Annotated in this window: 18 protein-coding genes; 14 read left to right on the forward strand and 4 right to left on the reverse strand. The window is 47.6% G+C overall.

What is annotated here, in order from left to right:
• Window positions 1–221: 221 nt before the first annotated feature.
• Both radA and FVR03_RS03765 read right to left on the reverse strand, forming a co-directional pair.
• Window positions 222–1601 carry a DNA repair protein RadA gene (gene radA, locus FVR03_RS03760; protein WP_147920455.1) on the reverse strand — a complete coding sequence of 460 codons (1380 nt, stop codon included), beginning with the start codon at window positions 1599–1601 and terminating at the stop codon, window positions 222–224.
• A 364-nt stretch (window positions 1602–1965) separates the two neighbouring features.
• Complete coding sequence (locus tag FVR03_RS03765) at window positions 1966–4905, reverse strand: CHASE domain-containing protein (RefSeq protein WP_147920431.1); 2940 nt, start codon at window positions 4903–4905, stop codon at window positions 1966–1968.
• Window positions 4906–5271: 366 nt separating this feature from the next.
• On the opposite strand from FVR03_RS03765, the gene FVR03_RS03770 reads away from it, so the two are divergent.
• The 8 genes from FVR03_RS03770 to FVR03_RS03805 all read left to right on the forward strand — a co-directional run bounded on the left by FVR03_RS03770 (window position 5272) and on the right by FVR03_RS03805 (window position 11480).
• Window positions 5272–5991: a hypothetical protein gene (locus FVR03_RS03770; RefSeq protein WP_147920432.1), complete on the forward strand. Its 720-nt coding sequence runs from the start codon at window positions 5272–5274 to the stop codon at window positions 5989–5991.
• Window positions 5992–6448: 457 nt separating this feature from the next.
• Window positions 6449–7843, forward strand: a complete 1395-nt coding sequence (fumC, locus tag FVR03_RS03775) for a class II fumarate hydratase (protein WP_147920433.1) — start codon at window positions 6449–6451, stop codon at window positions 7841–7843.
• Window positions 7844–8102: 259 nt separating this feature from the next.
• The gene (locus FVR03_RS03780) at window positions 8103–8603 is read left to right on the forward strand and encodes a YdeI/OmpD-associated family protein (protein ID WP_147920434.1); all 501 of its coding nucleotides are present in this window, start codon (window positions 8103–8105) and stop codon (window positions 8601–8603) included.
• 303 nt (window positions 8604–8906) lie between these two features.
• Window positions 8907–9308 (forward strand): methionine-R-sulfoxide reductase, encoded by a 402-nt coding sequence (locus FVR03_RS03785; protein ID WP_147920435.1) that lies wholly within the window; start codon window positions 8907–8909, stop codon window positions 9306–9308.
• A 20-nt stretch (window positions 9309–9328) separates the two neighbouring features.
• A complete protein-coding gene (locus FVR03_RS03790; RefSeq protein ID WP_147920436.1) occupies window positions 9329–9640 on the forward strand; it encodes a peptide-methionine (R)-S-oxide reductase in 312 nt (103 codons plus the stop codon).
• Between the two features lie 91 nt (window positions 9641–9731).
• Window positions 9732–10277 (forward strand): peptide-methionine (S)-S-oxide reductase MsrA, encoded by a 546-nt coding sequence (gene msrA / locus FVR03_RS03795; protein WP_147920437.1) that lies wholly within the window; start codon window positions 9732–9734, stop codon window positions 10275–10277.
• 124 nt (window positions 10278–10401) lie between these two features.
• Window positions 10402–10782 carry a diacylglycerol kinase gene (locus FVR03_RS03800; RefSeq protein ID WP_147920438.1) on the forward strand — a complete coding sequence of 127 codons (381 nt, stop codon included), beginning with the start codon at window positions 10402–10404 and terminating at the stop codon, window positions 10780–10782.
• A 221-nt stretch (window positions 10783–11003) separates the two neighbouring features.
• On the forward strand, window positions 11004–11480 hold the full coding sequence (locus FVR03_RS03805) for a DinB family protein (RefSeq protein WP_147920439.1): 477 nt from the start codon (window positions 11004–11006) through the stop codon (window positions 11478–11480).
• Window positions 11481–11812: 332 nt separating this feature from the next.
• Here FVR03_RS03805 and FVR03_RS03810 read toward each other — a convergent pair whose 3' ends face one another.
• Complete coding sequence (locus tag FVR03_RS03810; RefSeq protein WP_147920440.1) at window positions 11813–14809, reverse strand: AsmA-like C-terminal region-containing protein; 2997 nt, start codon at window positions 14807–14809, stop codon at window positions 11813–11815.
• A 260-nt stretch (window positions 14810–15069) separates the two neighbouring features.
• Here FVR03_RS03810 and FVR03_RS03815 point away from each other — a divergent pair, with 260 nt between their 5' ends.
• The 3 genes from FVR03_RS03815 to FVR03_RS03825 all read left to right on the forward strand — a co-directional run bounded on the left by FVR03_RS03815 (window position 15070) and on the right by FVR03_RS03825 (window position 17952).
• On the forward strand, window positions 15070–16083 hold the full coding sequence (locus FVR03_RS03815; RefSeq protein ID WP_147920441.1) for a PorP/SprF family type IX secretion system membrane protein: 1014 nt from the start codon (window positions 15070–15072) through the stop codon (window positions 16081–16083).
• A gap of 63 nt (window positions 16084–16146) precedes the next feature.
• Window positions 16147–17403 carry a gliding motility lipoprotein GldJ gene (gene gldJ / locus FVR03_RS03820; protein ID WP_147920442.1) on the forward strand — a complete coding sequence of 419 codons (1257 nt, stop codon included), beginning with the start codon at window positions 16147–16149 and terminating at the stop codon, window positions 17401–17403.
• Window positions 17404–17475: 72 nt separating this feature from the next.
• On the forward strand, window positions 17476–17952 hold the full coding sequence (locus tag FVR03_RS03825) for a DUF4265 domain-containing protein (protein WP_147920443.1): 477 nt from the start codon (window positions 17476–17478) through the stop codon (window positions 17950–17952).
• Window positions 17953–18429: 477 nt separating this feature from the next.
• Here the strand turns inward: FVR03_RS03825 and FVR03_RS03830 are convergent, their stop codons facing one another.
• Window positions 18430–19116, reverse strand: a complete 687-nt coding sequence (locus FVR03_RS03830; RefSeq protein ID WP_187270027.1) for a ComF family protein — start codon at window positions 19114–19116, stop codon at window positions 18430–18432.
• 84 nt (window positions 19117–19200) lie between these two features.
• On the opposite strand from FVR03_RS03830, the gene FVR03_RS03835 reads away from it, so the two are divergent.
• The 3 genes from FVR03_RS03835 (at window position 19201) to FVR03_RS03845 (ending at window position 21167) form a co-directional block, all read left to right on the forward strand.
• Window positions 19201–19548, forward strand: coding sequence for a carboxymuconolactone decarboxylase family protein (locus FVR03_RS03835; protein ID WP_147920444.1), 348 nt, complete (start codon window positions 19201–19203; stop codon window positions 19546–19548).
• Window positions 19549–19680: 132 nt separating this feature from the next.
• Window positions 19681–20031 carry a hypothetical protein gene (locus FVR03_RS03840; RefSeq protein WP_147920445.1) on the forward strand — a complete coding sequence of 117 codons (351 nt, stop codon included), beginning with the start codon at window positions 19681–19683 and terminating at the stop codon, window positions 20029–20031.
• 371 nt (window positions 20032–20402) lie between these two features.
• Complete coding sequence (locus FVR03_RS03845; RefSeq protein ID WP_147920446.1) at window positions 20403–21167, forward strand: exodeoxyribonuclease III; 765 nt, start codon at window positions 20403–20405, stop codon at window positions 21165–21167.
• Window positions 21168–21193 lie beyond the last annotated feature (26 nt).

Below are 21193 nucleotides of genomic sequence, written 5' to 3' on the forward strand. Positions count from 1 at the left end.
CCTTTGCATAAGCCTTACCATCGGTTTTTGCTACTGATTTCTATAACAACCTCTTCAGCCCCTGAAGCAAGAAGGGAAAGTCTGTAGCCAGGAAACCAGCAAAATCAAGCTTTATCAGGTTAAAACAATTCCTGCTGGTTTATCCTTTTACAGACTTGCCCTTTTCTATTTCTTCTGTGAGATGTGCCTCTGCCTGATCTATAGCTTTCTGGTTTTAGCTCTTACCCAAACAAGCCCTGAAAAACTTCTTCGAGGCGGCCTACTGCATGTATCTTAATCGAGAACTTGCTCAAGTCAACGCCTTTCTTGTTGTACTTCGAAATATAAATTTCGCGGAAGCCCAGCTTCTCGGCCTCTGTAATGCGGTTCTCGACACGGTTAACAGCTCTTACCTCGCCACCCAAACCAACCTCAGCGGCAAAACAAGTAGTAGAGGGTATCGACATGTCTTCGAAGGAGGAGAGGATGGAGGCACAAACAGCCAGATCGAGGGCAGGATCTTCTACCTTAAGGCCGCCGGCAATGTTCAGGAACACATCCTGGGCACCAAGCCGGTAGCCGCCGCGCTTCTCCAACACTGCCAGCAGCATGTTCAGGCGTTTGCCATCGAAGCCGGTGCTCGCGCGTTGCGGCGTGCCGTAGGTGGCAACGCTCACCAGGCTCTGCACCTCTATCAGCAGGGGCCGGTTACCTTCTAAGGTAGCACCAATGGCAATACCGCTAAAGGCATCTTCGCGCTGCGAAATCAGGATCTCGGAGGGGTTACTGACCTCGCGCAGGCCCGAGCCCAGCATTTCGTAAATACCCAGCTCGGAGGTAGAGCCGAAGCGGTTTTTGGTAGTGCGCAGGATGCGGTAGGTCATGTGCCGGTCGCCTTCGAACTGCAGCACCGTGTCTACCATATGCTCCAGTATTTTGGGGCCAGCCAGGTTGCCCTCTTTGGTGATGTGGCCGATCAGGAACACAGGCGTACCACTCTCTTTGGCAAACTTGAGCAGCTCCGCCGTACACTCCCGCACCTGGCTCACGCTACCTGCCCCGGCCTCTATAAACGATGAGTGAAGCGTCTGGATAGAGTCTACGACAAGTACCTGTGGCTGCAGCAGTTCTATCTGTTTAAATATGTTCTGTGTTCCGGTTTCAGTAAGAATATAACAATCCGACTGCTGGGCTTCCAGGCGTTCGGCACGCATTTTAATTTGCTGCTCACTTTCCTCCCCGCTCACATACAGCACCCGGTGCCCCTGCAGGCCCAATGCAATCTGCAGCATGAGCGTAGATTTACCGATGCCGGGTTCTCCCCCGATCAAAACCATAGAGCCAGGCACGATGCCACCACCCAGTACGCGGTTCAGCTCCTGGTCTTTTGTCTGGATGCGCTGCTGGTCCTGATAACTGATTTCGGCAATTGGTTTAGGTTTGCTGGCTACCTGCCCGGAGGAGCTGCTTACTTTCCAGGCGCTGGTTGGAGTCAGCTCTTCGCGCTTCACAACTTCCTCTACATAGGTGTTCCACTCACCACAGGCAGGGCACTTGCCTATCCACTTAGCCGATTGGGCACCGCAGTTTTGGCAGAAATAGGACGTTTTTATCTTGGCCATGGCATTTATATAGTTGGTGTCATAACTTTCCGGAATTCGAAATTGCATAGCTTCGAGAAACAGGACACAAGTATCGGGACGCAGGAATTTTTTTAATCTTATTATTGAAATTGAAAAACAAGCTTTGAATTCAGAAAGATTATGTCGCAATCTATAACAAGTGCAAAATTATAGTAAACCATGCAGATTGCACTGCTCAAGCTAACTGCTTAATAATTTTTAACCATTCAAGGCAAAACAAATATTCTTTTTGCTGTTGCTGGCGCAATTCATTCCCTCTGCCTCCTTTGCGCAAAAAAGAGGGCCGGAAGTATATAATGGCATTTGGTAATATAGTTGTTCAGAGACTGCAGCAGGAGGCACGTTATACCTGTGTGGCTGCGCCCGTCGTTACCGCAACAGGTTCCTGCTTAAAGTAAACGGTAAAGGTGGTGCCTTGGCCTAACTCACTGGCTACCTCTATACGGCCTGCATTATTCTCGATAATCCGTTTTACTATGTAAAGCCCTATACCGGTGCCCTCCACATGCGAGTGGAAGCGCCTGAACATGGCAAACAGCTTTTGCTGTTGCTCTTTGCGTATACCTAAGCCATTGTCTGTCACTCGTAGCACCACATACTCCCCCTCCCGGAACGTGCTGATTTCTACTTCCGGAGCACGGTCGCTGGCGCGATATTTTATACCGTTAGATACCAGGTTGTACACGATGCTGCGCAGGTTCTTACGGGCATATAACAACCCTTTCTCTCTGAAGTCGGTTTTTATCTGCACACCAGACTCTTCTACCAGGTTCTGGATATCGCTTTTTACGTCCTGCAGAATATCTTCGAAAGAGAGAGGCTCTACAGAAGCCTGCAGGTCTTTCTGCACTTTTGTTATTTCGGCCAGGTCGGCTATGGTTTGTTTCAGCTTATGGATAGAGGAGGTTACCATATCCAGTATCTGCTCGTCTTCTTCGTTTATTTTACCCTGCAGTATGTCGCGGAGGAGCGTCACCAGTCCCTCCATGTTGGCTATTGGCGATTTGAGGTCGTGTGAGGCCGTGTATACAAAGCTGTCGAGGTCGTCGTTTATGCGCAGGAGCTCAGTGTTTTTCTCGCTCAACTCATCGTTGGTGAGTAACAGTTTTTTACGGGCCGCTACCAGTTCCGTCACTTCTACAGCAAACATGAGCACGGCTTCTACGCTGCCTTTGCCGTTTACCAACGGCTGGTACACCAGGTTAAAGTAGCCTTCGGTTAGCTCGCCATTGTTTTCGCGGTCTATCAGGGCTGGCAACTCGTTGCCGATAAAAGGCCTGCCGGTTCTGAATACTTTTTCGAGGCGCTCCACAATTTGCAACCCCTCCGACTCAGGGTGTGCCTCTTCTACGGTTTTGCCTACCAGCAGCCTGTTGCCGTACAGCTTTTTATACGATGGGTTTGCCAGCACATATTGCTTGTCGGGGGCACGTACCAGGCCAACCAGGGCAGGTACTTCCAGGAACAACTTTTGTATAAGTTCGGCATTCTGCCTTACCTTTTTCTGCGCCTCCTTTATTTCGGTAATATCCAGAATAGAACCGATATGACCTAGAAACTCGCCATCGGCACCTAAGCGTGGCGTGCCAGTGCTCACTACCCAGCGGTGCTTGCCATCGTGGCGCTTCAGCCTGAATTCTGTTCTGTAAGCACTGGCCTCTTCGGCTGCTTTTTTATAGCTCCGCTCAAAGCCAGGCAGGTCTTTGGCATGAATAGCCTGGTGCCAGCCAATGTTCATTGTCTCATCAAAGCTTTGCCCGGTAAAATCGAGCCACTGCTTGTTTACATACATGCAATTACCTGTGGCATCGGTTACCCAAATCATTACAGGAGCGTGATCGGCCATGGTTCTGAACCGGGCTTCGCTCTCTATAATGGCCTGTTGTGCCCGCTTCTCATCGGTAATATCGCGCACCTCTATAATAGACAGCGAGGGCTTGCCACTTTCTGTAATTGGCCGTGCGGCACACATCACATTCACAAAAACACCGTCTTTTCGCACAAACACATCTTCGTGGGCTCTCAGGCTTTTGTTGTTTTGAATGACCATGTTCAGCGGGCACTCCTGGCGCGGATACAGTTTGCCATTTGGGCGCTTGTAGTGGATGAGGTCGTGCATGGGCTTCTTTTTGAAGTCCTCTATGGTGTAGCCCAGCATTTCTTCGGCTGCCGGGTTCAGGAAGGAGCAGTACCCGTTGGCATCCATTATAAAGAGGGCCGCAGTGGCATTGTCGGTAATAGTTTGTTTCAGGCGGTTAGATCGGCGGCTAACGGTTAACGACCAGATAATTAAGAACATCAACAACCCAATTACAGCGCCACCAAACAAGATAAAGAAAGGCAGGTTGTTTTCGGTAGACTGCACAAACTGAGGATTGGCCGTGCAGTAGATGCGCCAGGTGTGGTTGCCGATACTGAGGGTGCTGAGCCAGTAGAAGGGCCGCTCCTTCTTTTTCTGATAATAAAGGGTGGTGTCGGAGCTGAATAACAGGTTTTCGGGGCTAAGGGTAGAGCCGTCGTAAATCTCCACATCTAACTCCCTGAAATGCTGGTTCAGGATGCGCTGCATAAGGTCCTTTACGCGGAACGGACTGTAAATATACCCTTCTATGAGCTGTTGGCGGGCTTTTATGGAAATGGGGTCGGCGTTGTTTTTATACACCGGCAGGTATATCAGAAAACCATCCTGGTCGTCCTCGCCGGTTTCCTGCACCAGGCGCACTTTGCCGGTCATGCCAGGCTGTTTTGTATCGCGGGCTATCTGCATAGCCGATCTTCTGATAGGCTCACTAAACATGTCGTAGCCGAAAGCACGCAGGTTACGCCCGGTAAACGGCTCCAGATAGATAATAGAGGTGTAGATGTTACGCGGGTCTGTGGGCCAGATTGTGTACTCCGGATAGCCCTCTGTTCTTATTTTTTTTATATGCTGTTGCAGCTTGTCTGCTTCTACAACAGCCGCAAAACCTAAACCTTGTATGCCGGGGTAGCTCTCCTCCAGGTTCAGGCCTTCGTAGTACTGCTTCCACGACTCTCGTCGCACGGTGTCGGATGCCATAAAAAAAGCCTTGGCGCCCACCAGAATCTGCAGATAATCATGCATGCGCACCTCAATAGCAGCAGTCGCCTGCGTTGCTTTGAGCTCGAACAACTTTCTGTTTCTGTCTTCTATCTTGCTCTGCGACTCCGCATAAATAATGAGCGTAATTAAAAAAATAAACAGGAAAGAGGCGATGGCTATGATATAATCCTTAACAAAGGCGGCCAATCTGGCAATATTCATCCGTGTTGTGTAAATACCGATTATCTACCTGCTACCATTCCTGCTTCAGAAGCCTGTAAAGATGTGGCTTCTGAGCAACAAAATCGAACTAAAAATAAACTTTAAACCTGAATGGCAGACCGGCAAGCTATCAAAATATTCCAAAAATAAACAAAAACATGCCTGACCCCAAGCCTTTTCGCCTTTAATGCACCAGCTGTACCCAAGCCAATAGTTTTTAGGGTACCGCTGCTGCTTGCAACCCAAATAGCGATAGCCTTTGCTCAAAGCCTGCAGTTGTAGTTGAACAAAGTCAGGACGATGGTTTATTTTCTGAAAATTGAGGATAGGATGCTAACTTGCACCTTAAATTAAGGAGAAGGAAACATGCTGGATATTTTAAGGAGCCTTTTAATCAGTTTTTTAACCGTAACAGTGCTGCTACCTGTTGTGCGGTATGCGCTCCGACGAATGGCGCCTGCACACCATGCACCGGCCATAACCGAAGACGAAAGCAAGTTTATACAGAAGCAGGAGTGGAAGCTGATGTTCTTCTATTATTTCTTTTCCTGTGTACTGGGTGTTTTCTGTGCTGGCAGTCTTTCGCTGTTGTCGAGTATTATAAATATGCCCACCGGTACCGATTTGTACCTGCTCACGCCAAATTTTGAGGCCATGTTTGCTCCTGGCCTCTTACTTGGCCTTATACTGGCTTTCCTGCCTTTGCGCCTGGTGCAACAAACTTTGCTGGGGCAGGAGTACGAGCTCTATCAAACATACCTGCAGCACCAGGAGGGGCATAAATCGTTGAGGACCTATGGCTTTTTACTCTCATTCTTGTTACTGCTGGCGCTGGTGCTGGCATTTTTTGCGATGCGGTGGCACGTAACCATCGCAGCCGAAAAACTAACTATCACGAACCTGCTGCTGCAGGAGCGAACCTACTCTATGCAGCAGATCGAGTCTATCCGGTACCTCGGCAAAGAAGGTGAGTACCTGATTATGTTACACGATAAAACGCTCATAAACACCACTTACCTGAAGCCTGTAAACCTCGATATTATTGCATTGCTTTCGCAAAATTCAGGTAAAACTGTTATCCGGTAAGCGGCAACACCCTTGGCAGGCCTTGGCCTTCCGGAGGCAATTTAGCCTCCGGAAGGCCTTTTTCATTAGAATAATTTGGCTGATTATTGGTTGATGATTGCTGATTGTTGGTTGTTGATTTGGAAATGGAGAAGGCAGATTTTGAATGAGTGAATGAATGAGTCTTGAATGAGTGAATGATCATCAACTTTTAACTCATAACTAATAAAAGCCCTTGACTAAAAAACGTCTAAAATCTTTTTGAAGGGCAATTTGTTTAGAATAATTACTGGGAAACATACCGATGTAAGCGCTTACTTTTTTGGTTTACCTGAAGCCTGCCTGCACTATTACAGGGAGCCGTACCAGAGCATACACGCCGATAAACTGCAGTTCTGCCGGTGAACAGAACCCATTCCAAAATAATTTATTAGATTTGCTTCTGAAGATTTTCCTCAAAAACTAAACATAAACCTATATGCAAGTTCGTGTAGAGAAAGATACCATGGGCCCAATCGAGGTGCCTGCAGACAAATACTGGGGCGCTCAAACGCAGCGGTCAAAAGAAAACTTCACCATTGGCGGCCAGCTGATGCCGAAAGAGGTGATAGAGGCTTTCGCCATCCTGAAAAAATCGGCGGCTTTTGCTAATGCAGAACTGGGCGTGCTGGCGCAAGACAAGGCCGAAATTATCGGAAAAGTGTGCGACGAGATTCTGGCTGGTCAGTTAGCTGACGAGTTTCCGCTGGTGGTGTGGCAGACTGGCTCTGGTACACAATCTAACATGAACGTGAACGAGGTGGTAGCTAACCGGGCGCACGTGCTGCTGGGCGGCGACCTGATGGATGAGAAAAAGAAAATCCACCCGAACGACGACGTAAACAAATCGCAATCGTCTAACGATACCTTCCCGACAGCCATGCACATTGCCGCTTACAAAAAAGTGGTGGAGCATACGCTGCCAATGGTACAGAAGCTCCGCGACACGCTTAAAAGCAAAGCAGACGCTTATATGAATGTGGTGAAGATTGGCCGTACGCACCTGATGGATGCCACGCCACTAACGCTGGGCCAGGAACTGTCGGGTTATGCCGCTCAGTTGGACTATGGCATGAAAGCCCTGCGCAACACGCTGGAGCACCTGAGCACCTTAGCTTTAGGAGGATCTGCGGTAGGTACCGGCCTGAACACTCCGAAAGGATACGATGTGCTGGTAGCCCAAAAAATATCTGAGTTTGCCGGCCACGAATTCATTACGGCTCCAAACAAATTTGAGTCGCTGGCGGCGCACGATGCCATTGTAGAAACTTCCGGTGCGCTGAAGCAGCTGGCGGTAAGCCTGATGAAGATCGCCAACGATATTCGTTTGCTGGCATCGGGGCCACGTTGCGGTATCGGGGAGATCATTATACCTGAAAACGAGCCGGGTTCTTCTATTATGCCAGGCAAAGTAAACCCAACGCAGGCCGAGGCCATGACGATGGTGTGCGCCCAGGTAATCGGAAACGATGTGGCCATATCGGTGGGTGGCATGAACGGCCATTTCGAGCTGAACGTGTTTAAACCAGTTATGATCTTTAACCTGCTCATGAGCGCCCAGCTCATTGGCGATGCCTGCGACTCGTTCGACAAGCATTGTGCCATAGGTATAGAGCCAAACACTGAGCGCATTAAACAAAACCTCGAAAACTCGCTAATGCTGGTAACCGCCCTGAACCCGCACATCGGTTACGAGAACGCCGCCAAAATCGCTAAAAAAGCGCACAAAGAAGGCACTACGCTCCGTCAGGCAGCCATAGAACTGGAACTCCTCACCAGCGAGCAATTCGATGAGTGGGTGAAGCCGGAGGAAATGATCGGCAGCTTAAAATAGATGTTAGATTCTAGATATTAGATTTTAGACTTCTTCTTAAACGAAAACAGCAGTTCCTGCCATAGGAGCTGCTGTTTTCGTTTTTGGGACTTATTCAATTTTGTGGTTTGAAAAAGCCCACCTCTTGTTATAAGACACTGACTATTTTCTAATTACAACTAAATAGCAGCTAAATATTTTCCAAAGTTTCCCCTAAAATTCTATCTTAGCTTGTCTGTACCAGAACAAAGTAAAAAGCCTATTTAACTAACTTCACCACATGCAGGAGCCATTAACCGACAAAGCCTATCAGCTCGAAAAATTTTCTGGGAAAGGCGGCTGGACTTACATAGCCTTTCCGGAAATTACACAGGATAAAAAGGCTTATTTCGGTTTGGTAAAAGTGAACGGCACCTTAGATGCTTATGAGTTAAAAAGCGCCAGTTTAATGCCCATGGGCAACGGCAAGGTTTTTCTGCCGGTAAAGGCCGAGATCCGGAAAAAGATAGGGAAAGAAGCCGGCGATTGGGTGCACGTAACCTTGTATGCTGAAAACTCTCCCGAAAAAGTGCGTGAAGAACTGCTGCTCTGCCTTCAGGACGAGCCTGCTGCTTACCAAACTTTTGTGAATTACGCCCAAGCGGAGCAACAGGCCTGCGTAGACTGGATTTTTGCTGCCAAAACAGATGATATGAAGGTTGCGCGCATTGTACAAACCATCGACAGGCTGTTGTACGCAAAAGGCCGCACACTTGCAGATAAAAAGCATCTATCAACCTAACATCTCTTGCCTTGCCCCAGACACTCGCAGGAACTGCGCACGCTGTGAGGTCGTAGCGGCCTTTGCCTGTTTCTAAATTATTCTAATCAAAAAGCCCTTCCTAAACATTCTTTATATTTTTGATAAAAGGCCTTTTAAGCGATGAGCCAGGATTTTTTATTCTCTCATCCTCCCCATCACTCATTCAAAATTCTTCAACTTCTGCTCCAGAACCCGCCACTCTGACATAGCAAACTATTTAGGTGCGTTATTTGTTTATACAAACAAAACGTATAAACCCATTATCAGCAGAGAAAACAATTTATGAAAGTAGCCAAAGATCCATCAGAATATAACAAGCTTACACCAGAAGAGGCCTATATTATTGTAAACAAAGGCACCGAATACCCTGGCACAGGCGCTTATGAGCATAACAAGGCAGAAGGCGTGTATTTGTGCAAACGCTGCAACAACCCTCTTTATACATCAGAGCAAAAGTTTGAGTCGCACTGCGGCTGGCCCAGCTTCGACGACGAACTACCAGGCGCTGTAAAACGAGTGCCGGATGCCGATGGCCGCCGCATAGAAATTGTTTGCGCCAACTGCGAAGGTCACTTAGGCCATGTTTTTCAGGGTGAATATTTAACACCCAAAAATCTTCGCCACTGCGTGAACTCCCTCTCCATGACTTTTGTGCCTGTAGAGGAGCTGGAAAGCAAGTCATAAATCGTTCACCTACTTTGTACATGTTCAAACACAGGGGTAAGGTAGAAGCAGGTGTGGCAGGGCAGGAGCAGGGCACGTACACGTGCTCCCGCTGCGGCACCAGCTTGTTCAATGCCAGCACAAAATTCAGCGTAGGCTCCGGTTTCCCCAGTTTCTGGGCACATATCGGCGACAACGTAAGGCAGCAGGAACTTACCAGCTACGGCAGAAACCGCCTGCAGCTTTTGTGCAGGCAATGCGGGCAGCACCTGGGCCACCTGTTCGCAGACAACAGAACACCTACTGCGGTGCGTTATTGCATAAACGCAGCCGCACTTTCACCTAAAACGTAACACAATAACGGCTCCCGCAGAGAACTTTTAGCAGCACTATTTTGTGCTTTACCTGCCGGTGCCAGCATCTTTTATTTTAGAAACACAACACATGGAAATAGCAACATTCGGAAATGGCTGCTTCTGGTGCACAGAAGCCGTTTTTCAGCAATTAGAAGGCGTAGAGAAAGTAGAATCGGGGTACGCGGGCGGGCACGTAGAGAACCCAACCTACAAGCAGGTTTGCACGGCCACCACCGGCCACGCCGAAGTACTGCAGATAACCTATGACCCTCAGAAAATAAGCTTTGAGGAACTGCTGGAGGTTTTCTGGGAAACACATGACCCCACTACCCTCAACCGCCAAGGCAACGATGTGGGGCCACAGTACCGTTCCGTTATTTTTTACCATAACGAGGAGCAAAGGCAACTGTCAGAAAAATACAAGCAGGAGCTGGAGACATCAGGGGCTTTTAACGACCCCATTGTTACGGCCATAGAGCCACTCTCGAACTATTACCCAGCCGAAGATTACCACCAGAACTACTTTCTGCAAAACGGATTTCAGCCGTACTGCAGCTTTGTGGTAAGGCCGAAGGTAGAGAAGTTCCGGAAGGTGTTCGGGCACAAGCTAAAGCCAGCTTTCAGCGGCAAATAATAAAAACCTGTTTAGACCTCGCAGTGTGCGCAGCTCCTGCGAGCGTCTGAGTTGGCTACCATAGCAACTGGTAAAATTTTGCCGACTACTAAATAACTTCACAGACCTAAGCTGCCCCATCACCTTGGAAACCTACTTCAAAAAGCGCTACAACAGCTTTAAATTTGCCTTTCGTGGCCTTAACTCGGCCCTGCGTTCGGAGCCACACATGCGCCTGCACGTACTCTTGGCGGTAGGAGTGGTGGTGGCAGGTTTTCTGTTTGGGGTTACGGCTACAGAGTGGTGCCTGCTGGTTGGCTGTATGGGAGTGGTGTTTATGGCAGAAATTTTTAATACCGCTATCGAGACAGTGGTGAACCTGGTTTCTCCGGATTTTCACCCGCTGGCAGGCAAGGCCAAAGACCTGGCGGCAGGCGCTGTATTGGCCGCTGCTATTATGGCGGCAGTTGTCGGGCTTATCATTTTTCTGCCGTATGTATTTTCTCTTGTAAACAACTACCTCTAAACTTATTGGTTTACTGTGTTTTTGTAATGATAAGGAGGAGGTTTGTGTTATACTTCTTACATTTGCCCCACTATTTATGCTTTAGGCTAATTATTCTAATGAAAATGGCCTTCGGAAGGTAAATATCGTAATTTGGTCCAAGGCCTTTACACGGTGCCAGCACTTTAGGAGAGGTGGGAACTGGCAAAACTTTAACTAAAGAAGATAAACGTAAATTAAATATGACTGGAAACGACGTACTGAAAAACCTGTCGGAATACAACATCTGGGCAAACAAGACGATGCTCGATGTGTTTAGCAGCCTGCCGGAAGTACCGGCAAACGCTGCCCGCCTGTTCAGCCACGCGCTTAACGCACAGGCTATCTGGATTGCCCGCATCACCGGCACCGAAAGCCCTGTAAAAGTTTGGCAGGAGCACAACCTCGACGAGCTGAAAAAGCTGCACGAGTCTGCCTCTTACAGAATTGCCGAACTGGTAGCCAACGCCGACGAAGCGGAGTTTAACCGACTGATTGACTACACCAACAGCCTTGGCCAGAAGTATAGCACCCGCGTACTCGACATTTTAACGCATGCGTTTAACCATGCCACCTACCACCGTGCCCAAACAGCCACCGACCTGCGCAAAAACGGACATACCCCACCTAACACCGATTACGTAACCTACGTGCGGGAATTGATGGGGCAGGTTTTCTAAATAGATTTTAGATTTCAGAAGTTAGATTTTAGACAACAAAAAAGAGGAGCTTGCCATTGCGGTAAGCTCCTCTTTTTTTGGAGAGAGCCGCAAGAAGTAAAATTAAACAGCAGAATCAGGTAAGCCTAAATAGGTTTCCATTCGCTCATTCATTCAACCATTCATTCATTCAGAATTGCTCCCTTCACCATCTTCACATCTCCAAATCAACCATTTAACAATTAAACTATTTAACAATCAACAACTAACAATCAGTAATTATTCGAATGAAAAAGGCCTTCCGAAGGCAAAAATGCTTCCGGAAGGCCAAGGGTTATCTCTTAAAGTAGCTTTTAATTACCTGCCGTATCAGCAGGTTGCGTGGTTGTTTTTGGCTTCAGCAGGCTGTTGAGCTTGTTCGATATCTGATCTTTTGCTTTCTTCTCTGCCTCCAGGCGCTTTTTCTCCAGTTCTTCGCGTGCCTTCTGCTCTGCCTCCAGCTTTCTGCGGTTTAGTTCGTTTGTAAGGCTATCCTGTGCCTGTTGCTTGCGCTGCTCTACCTGCGCTTTGGCATCGTCGAGCTTGTTCTGCACGAGGTTTTGTACGGCTTCTTTGGCCTGGCCTTTGGCGCTACCACCTGCCAACGATACACGCGGATCTGTGAGAGTTCCGCCAATGTTCAGGTTCAGGGTAACACGCTCCGCCGCTTTCACATCGCTGCCGATAAGGCTGGTAAGACGGGAGTTCAGTTGTTGGCCCACTTTTCCGGTTGGCACATTCAGGGCGGTAACATAATCTATGTTGCCGTTCACGTTGTTGGAGCCACCTACTGTCATATCTACGTTGCCTATTTTCAAGTCGAATGGTTTAACTACCAGGCTTCCATCTACAATCTGCGCATCTATTTTCTTGTTCTCCACCACAAAATTCTTAAGCTCCTCAAAGTTGGTCAGGCTGCTGATTTTGTCTACTATCTTTACATCGCGTACGGCTGCTTTTATCACTTCTATTACACCAGCACCATCCAGCGTACTGAAGATCGGCATCATGTCCTGACCAAGTTCTCCGGCAAAGTTAAACTTGGTGGAGAAGGTACCTTCGAGTAGACCGGCAATAGGCGCAACGGCTTTAATGGTGTTAAAGGCATTGAAGGCTTCTTTGAACTTCAGGTTTTTGATATCGAGGTTAAAGTCGAAGAGCGGCTTCTGCAGGTTTTGGGTGTTGTAGCTGCCACTTGTCACGAAGCTGCCGCCCAGGGTGTTAAAGCTTACCTGCTGCAGGCGCGCCACCTTGTCTTTAACCAGTACTTTGCCGCTCATGTTGCTCAGGTTCAGGTTATCGTACACTACCTGCTTGGCATCTATGTTCAGGGTAATGTCGAGGTTGCCGGGCACTTCTACCACGCCTGCCTCAGTTTCCGGCACCGGCTGACCAGTGTTCTCGTCTACCATCCACTCGTTTACATTAAACTTGTTGCTGGCCAGGTTAAACGTACCGCGCAACGATTGGTCATCGGCCAGGGCATAGCCCAGGTAGTTCGAAATAGAACCGCTTGCCTGAATATCGCTTTTGCCCAGGTAGCCGCTCATGTTCTGCAGGTCGATGCGCTCGTTGTTGAACACGGCATTGGCGCTGTTTATTTTAATGCCCTGCGGCATGTCTTTGCTCACAAACTCCAGGTTACTGATCGCCATGCTACCGTTGGCTGTTACGTTGTTGTACTTTTCTGCCTCTATATCGCTCATTTTTCCTTTGGCAGCCACGTTAGCGTTTATTCTTCCCGACACGGTCATGTCTTCCAGCGGAAAAATTTTGGTGAGTTTGGTGAGGTCGAGTATTCCTTTAATGTTGGCATCGAAGGCAGGTTTGTCTATTCCCTGCACCAGCACACGTCCTTCCAGCGGTTCGCCATCGAGGTTCATGTTGAAGTTCTGGATATTGATGCGCGTGTCGTCGGTGTTGCCGGTGGTGTTCAGAATATTGGCTACCACGTTCAGGTTCTGGATCGGGGCCGGAAAATCCTTCGACTTTACGTAACCGTTCGTCAGGCGCATATCGGCATTTACTACTGGCATCTTGGTTTCGCTGTAGGTGCCTTTGGCGGTGGCATCTACTTTGAGCAGGCCACGCAGGGTCATACCATCTACCGGGAAAACTTTTGTAATCTCGTCGAGGTCGATGCTGGCTTTTACATTACCGTCTACGAGCATGGTCTCCAGCCCCTGCACCGACACTTTTGCATCTACGGGGTTTTTGCCGAGGTCGAGGTGGAACTGGCGCACCAGAATATTGGTGTTATCCAGGTTGCCATCTTTGTTATCGATGCTCATGTCTACGTTAATGTTGCGGGCCGCCTGTGGCAGGTCTGGATATTTAAAATAACCTTCCGCAATTTTAAGGTCAGTGCCGAAGCCTGGCATCAGCGAATCGTTCAGGCGGCCTTTCAGGTAGCCGTCGAAGCTGAGTTTACCTTCGGTCTTGATGTTCTTGAAATCTTCGGTATACATGCCCGGCACCACCGACAGCACATTCCTGAAATCAGTTTCGGTGGCTTTAAAAGTCAGGTCCAGGTCAATATCATCGGCTGGCATCAGGATGGAACCGGCAAACTGAAACGGAAATTCGTTTACGCTGATGTTGTTGTTCTTAAACGTATAAAGCGCTTTTTCCAAGTTCATTTCCAGGGTTACATCGGCATTGAGCGTTGCATTCTGGATGTAGTTTACACCGTCGTAGGTCATGGTAAAGCGTTCGGCAGTAGTTTTAGAATCCATGTCGAACACACTTTGTTCAAAGTCGCCGCTGCCGGAGTGGTTTATGCCGTACATGGCCAACCCGAAGGGGATACTGAGGTCGTCGTAATACAGCGTCCCGTTGTTTATATTCCAGCCTTTAATGGCCATCTTAAAATCGCTGGCGGCTGTGTCGGCAGGGGCAGCCGTAGTATCAGAAATAAAGATATCCCAATTGGCTTTTCCGCTTTCCAGCACCACCAGCCGTATTTTTGGCTCCTGCAGTACCACCTTGTTAACTTTCAGTTCATCGCCACTGATCACGCTCATCAGGTTCAGCCCCAACCTGAAAGACGGGATAATAGCCAGCGTATCTGTCTGGAAAGAATCCTGCCCGACAACTGTTAAATTATCGATGCCCAACGATACATCCGGAAAGTCGCGGAACAGCGACAGGCTAATATCATCGGTCTCGTAAATAACGGTAGCATGTATGTTTTGGGCAATTTGTTTGTCGACGGCTTGTTTAATTTTATCTTTGAACAGAATAGGTACTAGTATGGCCGCTGCCACCAGCACGATAAAGAATATAGCGAAGCCAATAATAACTTTTTTCATATGGGTGTGTGTGATCAGGTGATCCTTAAAGTTAATCTAAATTATTTTAAATGCTGCCCGAGCTAAGGCCGGGTATAGTGCCAGCACTTTTGCCCAAGATTCAAAAGTATTTAAAATTGATGTAAAGCACTTACAGTTCTGGCAGTTAAACGCGAAAGTCATGCCAATATGTGTTTTAACATTAAATTGCAGTTAATCCATGCCAAAACAAGTATCCGCTCCGATAATAAACCGATACGGCAGGGAGTTTTAGTATAAGTATGTCCGGAAAAAAAGTATTTTTGTGCTGCCTGGTTTTGTGGTGGAGCTTAACAGCTGCAGCACAGGAAGTTATATTTAGCCAACCCTACGCCAGCAGGCAATACTTAAACCCGGCTTTCACAGGTTTGGGCCACGCCTGGAGCGCTTCGGTGGTGCACCGTAGACAGTGGCCGGCACTCAACGGCTCCTTTATAACCAACCAAGCCTCCGCCGACTATAGATTACCGGGAACAAAAAGCGCTTTTGGCATGTTCGTGCAGCAAGACAGAGCAGGAGTAGGGGGTTTGCAAAAATTACAGGCTTCAGCGGCTTATGGTTACCATACACCTTTAACAGGAAAATGGGCGTTTTCGGCAGGTTTACAAGCCAGTATTGCATCGCTTCGCCTGAACTACGACAACCTGGTTTTTGGCGACCAGCTTTCTGATAATGGCATGGTAGCCGTAACCTCGGCAGAGGTGAGCAACTTTGAACCTGCCAGCTACCTGAGTTTTGCTACAGGAGGCATGCTGTACACCGATCAGTTCTGGTTCGGGTTTACGGCTGCTAATTTAAACAGGCCTGCTTACGGCTTTGGCCAGAAAACAACGCTGCCCCTGCGGTTTGCAGCTACAGCAGGTTATAAATTTTATGCCCGATCTTACCAGGAGCAGGGCCGGCTGTTTGAACTAAGTTTTATACCAACAGCTGCGTTTATAAGGGACCAGAATTTTAGCAGGGCAAACCTCGGAATCTATACTATTTACACTCCGCTAACGTTGGGTTTAATATACCAGGGAGTACCTGTTATAACCACCACAGCCCAGGACCAGACACTGGCAATGCTGGTGGGGCTGCAACTCGAGCAGTGTAACATAGGGTTTAGCCACGCTGTTGGTCTGAAAGGTTTTAGCACTCAGGCAGGAGGAGCCACAGAAGTTACCTTGCGCTTTACGCAGGTAGACTTTTCTAAATTGCTGAAAAATAATAATAAAAATAAATTAAATCGGAACAATCCTTGGCCAGCGTTCTGAATTTAATTATAATTGCGTGTTAAATTACCTTACAAGAACCTAATTTTAATAGGGTGCTATTTTATGAATATTAATAAGTATTTATCCGTGTTGGTTATGGGAGCACTTGTGCTTGCTTCCTGCTCAAGAGATCGCCGACCTACCGCTAATGATCCGGGTTGGGAAAGTACTGCAACCGGTACTGTGTACGGAGAAGAAGGCGAAGATGGAGAAGAGGCCGGATTTAAAGTCGCTGATTACTATGAGCCGCCACAAGGCCCAGGGCTTGTATTTATTGAAGGCGGCCGTACCACACTAGGTTCTATGGAAGAAGACGTGGCCATGACCCGCGACAACGTGGAGCGTACTGTAACAGTAGCATCTTTTTACATGGACGAAGCCGAAGTGGCAAACATTCACTGGCTGGAGTACCTGCACTACCTGAAAAGAGATTCACTTCCTGAAATTTATGAAGCAGCCTTACCAGACACCACTGTTTGGTCTCGTCAGCTATCCTTCAACGACCCTTACGTTACGTATTACCTGCGTTACCCTGGCTTCCGGTTCTTCCCGGTAGTAGGTGTAAGCTGGCTACAAGCCACAAACTATTGTGTGTGGCGTACTGCTAAAGTAAACGAGAACCTGGCCAAAGAGCACAGCGAGATGAATGGCGGTGGCCGCCGCAGAGGTTTGTTCGGCAGAAGAAGTGCTGAAGAGCCTACTGAAGAAGCAGGTGCCCTTTCTATCGAATCTGGCTTTGTGCTTCCAAATTACCGTCTCCCAACAGAAGCTGAATGGGAATATGCTGCTCAGGCTATGATCGGAACGCAGTATACCGAAGACGAAAACCAGAATAACAGACGCCTGTACCCTTGGGATGGACACCAGCTGCGTAACCCGCATGGCAAGCAAATGGGCCAGTTTATGGCAAACTTCAAGCGTGGCCGTGGTGACTATGCCGGTATTGCCGGATCGCTGAACGATGGTGCCATGATTACCGATTACATCTACAACTACCCTCCAAACGATTTCGGTCTGTATAACATGGCCGGTAACGTAAACGAGTGGGTGCAGGATGTGTACCGCCCATTGTCTTTCGAAGATGTAGAAGACCTGAACCCATTCCGTAGAGATGGCTACCAGGATCCATCTGAGAACTACGACACAAACCAGGGTTACCACTCGCTTATTAACGATGAAGTTCGCGTTTATAAAGGAGGTTCCTGGAAAGATGTAGCTTATTGGTTATCACCTGGTACCAGAAGATTTATGAAACAAGATTCTTCTACAGCTACTATCGGTTTCCGTTGTGCCATGATCAGCACAGGCTCTAACAGATAAAAAATTAATGACTATAGCAGAAAAAGCCCGGCGCAAACCGGGCTTTTTCTATTTTTAATCGTTTATTGTACTATGGAAGAGGCAGTGCAACACAAAGAGATTCTATTCAGGTTTCATAGCGATATTTTTGACAAGGAAATAGAGGAAGTTCTTTGGGCTATGGAGGTAACCGATGCAGAAGATCTTTACCGGATAGATAGTCTACCTTTTTATGTGCCGCTTGTGGCTACCAACGACATAGTTAGAGCTGTATATCAACCCGATGAGAAGCACCTCTTGTACCAGGAAACCGTATCGGCGTCAGGTAATTCAACGATACACGTGGTCGTGACAGATGGCTCCACGGCTATAGCCGACATCAGAGATAAGTTTATACCTTTTGGCTGTGTTTCTGAAATGCTGAATGAACACTACTTTGCCATGGAAATTCCTGCCACAGCCGACTACAGCCAGATAAAGGAGGTGCTTGATGAACTGGAGGAAAAAGAGATAATAGAATACGCTGAACCCAGCCTATCGGAGATGCACCGCGACCAGACATCTTTTTGATCAACAGCAGCTCACGATACAACTCAAATTATTCTAATGGTTTTGCCCTTCCCAAAGATTTCTGATTAATTTTGTTCCAGGGTAAGCACAGATGTGTGGCTAAACGACACAATAAGCAGCCTACTCTCACTGCACAACTTTTTTGTCCAACCGCTTCTGCCTGACTCTAACCTTCAAATTTGATTTAATTAAGGTACTTCTTTAAGCGCAGACCTATCTTAACAACCAGGTATACCCTTGGAAGAATGTAAGGTAAATTTCTTTGGAAGGGCAAAATCATTAGAATAATCTGAACCCAGATGATGAAACAGGCCTTGAAAGGCTGCGTCTTCACCTATCGGAGTCAAAAATTCCATCGCCTTAAAAAATACGACACACGATTTTCATCATTTGTATAATAGGTGTAACAAATTCCGACAAGTGGTGTCGCAGTTTATAGTAAGTGCTGTAAAACTTATTTTTTGCTGAAACAAAGTGTTATGCTGCGGCAATAGCCGCTACACTTACCTCTACACAACCTGCTGCCAACAAGGCAATGGCGCATGCTTCTAGTGTAGCTCCTGTTGTCATTACATCATCTACGAGCAGTATGCGCTTTCCTTGCACCAGCTCCGGTTTCCTCACCACAAAAATATCCTCTACGTTTTGCCAGCGCTCTAGTCGCCCTTTTTTGGTTTGGGTATCGGTGTTGGCTGTTCGCTCCAGCGTCCGGTTGCTCCAGGGTAGTTGCAGGGCACGCGCCAGGCCCTCTGCAAAACTGTCGGATTGGTTGTAGCCGCGTTTCCGGAGTTTGCTTTGGTGTAGCGGCACTGGCACTACAAGATCAAAGTGAGAGTTGTATTGATGGTCGGAAAGGAGGGAGCCGTAGCGGTAACCCAGATGGTCGCCTAACTCTTCCGCTCCCCGGTACTTCAGCTCATGCAGCAGGCGCTGCACACGGCCTTTAGAAATGAAATGCAAGTAGGCAAAAGCAAACCTTACCGGCACCTTCCCCCAAAATCGCTTCAGCAATTGATTTTCTGCAGTGCCACCATGCACATGATACTCGGTATAAGGCAGCTTTACGTTACAGTCTGTACAGATAAAATCCTCACCGCGCGCCAGCACACCTTTGCAGGCATAACAAATTCTCGGAAACAGCAAAGACAGCAGATCGTGCAGCATAGTGTAGAGCAGGGCTTACGTTTAATCTTAGTAACTTTGTAAAATAAAATTTGTTACCTACAAAACATAAACTCTATACTTACCATGAGCCTAGTACAAGAATTTAACGACTACCGCGAGCGCATGAACGAGCGCATTATGTCTTACGACAACAAAGTAATTAAACGCTTCTTTAACCTCGACACTAACACCTACATGGAAGGTGCCCTCGATGTAAAGACAAAGGAGATGCTCGGGCTGGTTGCCTCTATGGTGCTGCGTTGCGACGATTGCATAAAATACCACGTAGGCAAGTGCCACGAACAAGGCCTCACCGACGAAGAGATTATGGAAGTCTTTTCTGTAGCGAATCTGGTGGGCGGTTCTATTGTGATACCGCATTTCAGAAGAGCTGTGGAGTATTGGGAGGAGCTGAAGGCAAGCAACGCATAAGGGTAAACAAGCTAACCTGAAACTACAATTTGCAAAAGCTGCAGCAAACCCGAATTAATAGCCTCTGAAAATTGTATATACAAGAGCAGCTTTATTAAAAACTACAATATTAAAATTTTTACAAAGAAGCATATGCTGGAAGAATCTTCTAACCTGGACCACCGCTGGATTAACCTCCGGGCCATGCTCATGAAGCAGTTCGGTAAAAAACCTGATCTAAACGCCATTCTATTCCTAATCGGGATTCAGGAGTTAGGGCAGGGGATCAGCGAATTTACAAAAGAACAGAAGCAGGACCTCATGCACATTGCCACCTGCAAAGTGTTCAGCCTATCGGGTTACTACGAGCAAACCGGTGTGGATGAAGATGGCTGGCCGCACTACCGCTCCCTAAAACCAATTCCGTTTACGAACCTGAAGGAGCAGGAGCGGATGCTGAAATGGCATATCTTGGAGTACTTCGACCGGTATGACGAACTGTAATTAATGTGCTGATTATTCAATTTGAAGATTTTTCAATTTGAAGATTTGGAGATGAATGATCGGAGCAGGCATTTAAAACGATAACTTTTAAATATGGTCTTGTGTCTGGTGTCCTTTTCCAGGAGCATCAGAAATAGCAAAACTTCCATTGATAATTTAATGAAGCAAAGACCTCGCAGCGTGCGCAGCTCCTGCGAGTGTCTGGAGAATGGCAGCAGCAAGCCTTCTTCTACTTGTAAAGCTCCATCAAGTCTTGGGGTAAGGCTACTATAGAAAGGCGAAAACAAAGCTACCCTTAGATAAAAAAGGAGTAAAACCCTTCTGAAGGGCAAAACCATTTGAATAATTTAAAATCAAGGTCAAAAACTTACATGAGAATTATTACCTATAATGTAAACGGCATCAGAGCCGCTATTTCGAAGGGGTTTCAGGAATGGCTGCAGGTTGCGAACCCCGATGTACTGTGCCTGCAGGAAATAAAGGCCGACGACAGTAAGTTCGACCGGGCCATTTTCGAAAGCATGGGCTACCACGTGTACCTGCACCCTGCCATAAAGAAAGGCTACAGCGGTGTGGCTATTCTGTCGAAGCAGGAGCCGAAGCACATCGAGATTGGCTGCGGCATTGCCTGCTACGACAACGAAGGCCGTGTAATCAGGGCCGATTACGATAACTTTTCGGTGATGAGCGTATATATGCCTTCAGGATCGAGCGGGGAGGAGCGGCAGGGCTTCAAGTTCCAGTGGCTCGATGATTTTTACAATTACATAAACCAACTGAAGCACACGCTGCCGGGCCTGGTCATTAGCGGCGACTATAATATCTGTCATCAGCCCATCGACATTCATAACCCGAAGTCGAATGCCAACAGCTCCGGGTTCCTGCCTGAGGAACGTAGCTGGATGAGCAAGTTCATCGAAAGCGGCTTTATCGATTCGTTCCGATACTTTAACCAGGAGCCACACAACTACACCTGGTGGAGCTACAGAGCCGGAGCACGCAACAAAAATCTTGGTTGGCGTATTGATTATAACATGGTAACAAACAACCTGCAACACCGCCTGAAGCGGGCCGCCATCCTAAAAGATGCTTTGCATTCCGATCATTGCCCTGTTTTATTAGAAGTAGAGCATTGAAAGTATACTAAAAATGGTTAAATTAA

The organism is Pontibacter qinzhouensis (assembly GCF_008017455.1).
Taxonomy (GTDB): Bacteria; Bacteroidota; Bacteroidia; order Cytophagales; family Hymenobacteraceae; genus Pontibacter; species Pontibacter qinzhouensis.

What these genes read in the sequence shown, in the direction of transcription:
- FVR03_RS03770 (WP_147920432.1), top strand. Translation starts at nt 5,272, where the DNA reads ATGCTGGATATTTTAAGGAGCCTTTTAATCAGTTTTTTAACCGTAACA.
- FVR03_RS03845 (WP_147920446.1), top strand. Translation starts at nt 20,403, where the DNA reads ATGAGAATTATTACCTATAATGTAAACGGCATCAGAGCCGCTATTTCG.
- FVR03_RS03830 (WP_187270027.1), bottom strand. Translation starts at nt 19,116, where the DNA reads ATGCTGCACGATCTGCTGTCTTTGCTGTTTCCGAGAATTTGTTATGCC.
- FVR03_RS03825 (WP_147920443.1), top strand. Translation starts at nt 17,476, where the DNA reads ATGGAAGAGGCAGTGCAACACAAAGAGATTCTATTCAGGTTTCATAGC.
- FVR03_RS03780 (WP_147920434.1), top strand. Translation starts at nt 8,103, where the DNA reads ATGCAGGAGCCATTAACCGACAAAGCCTATCAGCTCGAAAAATTTTCT.
- FVR03_RS03810 (WP_147920440.1), bottom strand. Translation starts at nt 14,809, where the DNA reads ATGAAAAAAGTTATTATTGGCTTCGCTATATTCTTTATCGTGCTGGTG.
- FVR03_RS03785 (WP_147920435.1), top strand. Translation starts at nt 8,907, where the DNA reads ATGAAAGTAGCCAAAGATCCATCAGAATATAACAAGCTTACACCAGAA.
- FVR03_RS03835 (WP_147920444.1), top strand. Translation starts at nt 19,201, where the DNA reads ATGAGCCTAGTACAAGAATTTAACGACTACCGCGAGCGCATGAACGAG.
- FVR03_RS03815 (WP_147920441.1), top strand. Translation starts at nt 15,070, where the DNA reads ATGTCCGGAAAAAAAGTATTTTTGTGCTGCCTGGTTTTGTGGTGGAGC.
- FVR03_RS03790 (WP_147920436.1), top strand. Translation starts at nt 9,329, where the DNA reads ATGTTCAAACACAGGGGTAAGGTAGAAGCAGGTGTGGCAGGGCAGGAG.
- FVR03_RS03840 (WP_147920445.1), top strand. Translation starts at nt 19,681, where the DNA reads ATGCTGGAAGAATCTTCTAACCTGGACCACCGCTGGATTAACCTCCGG.
- FVR03_RS03765 (WP_147920431.1), bottom strand. Translation starts at nt 4,905, where the DNA reads ATGAATATTGCCAGATTGGCCGCCTTTGTTAAGGATTATATCATAGCC.
- gldJ (WP_147920442.1), top strand. Translation starts at nt 16,147, where the DNA reads ATGAATATTAATAAGTATTTATCCGTGTTGGTTATGGGAGCACTTGTG.
- FVR03_RS03805 (WP_147920439.1), top strand. Translation starts at nt 11,004, where the DNA reads ATGACTGGAAACGACGTACTGAAAAACCTGTCGGAATACAACATCTGG.
- msrA (WP_147920437.1), top strand. Translation starts at nt 9,732, where the DNA reads ATGGAAATAGCAACATTCGGAAATGGCTGCTTCTGGTGCACAGAAGCC.
- fumC (WP_147920433.1), top strand. Translation starts at nt 6,449, where the DNA reads ATGCAAGTTCGTGTAGAGAAAGATACCATGGGCCCAATCGAGGTGCCT.
- radA (WP_147920455.1), bottom strand. Translation starts at nt 1,601, where the DNA reads ATGGCCAAGATAAAAACGTCCTATTTCTGCCAAAACTGCGGTGCCCAA.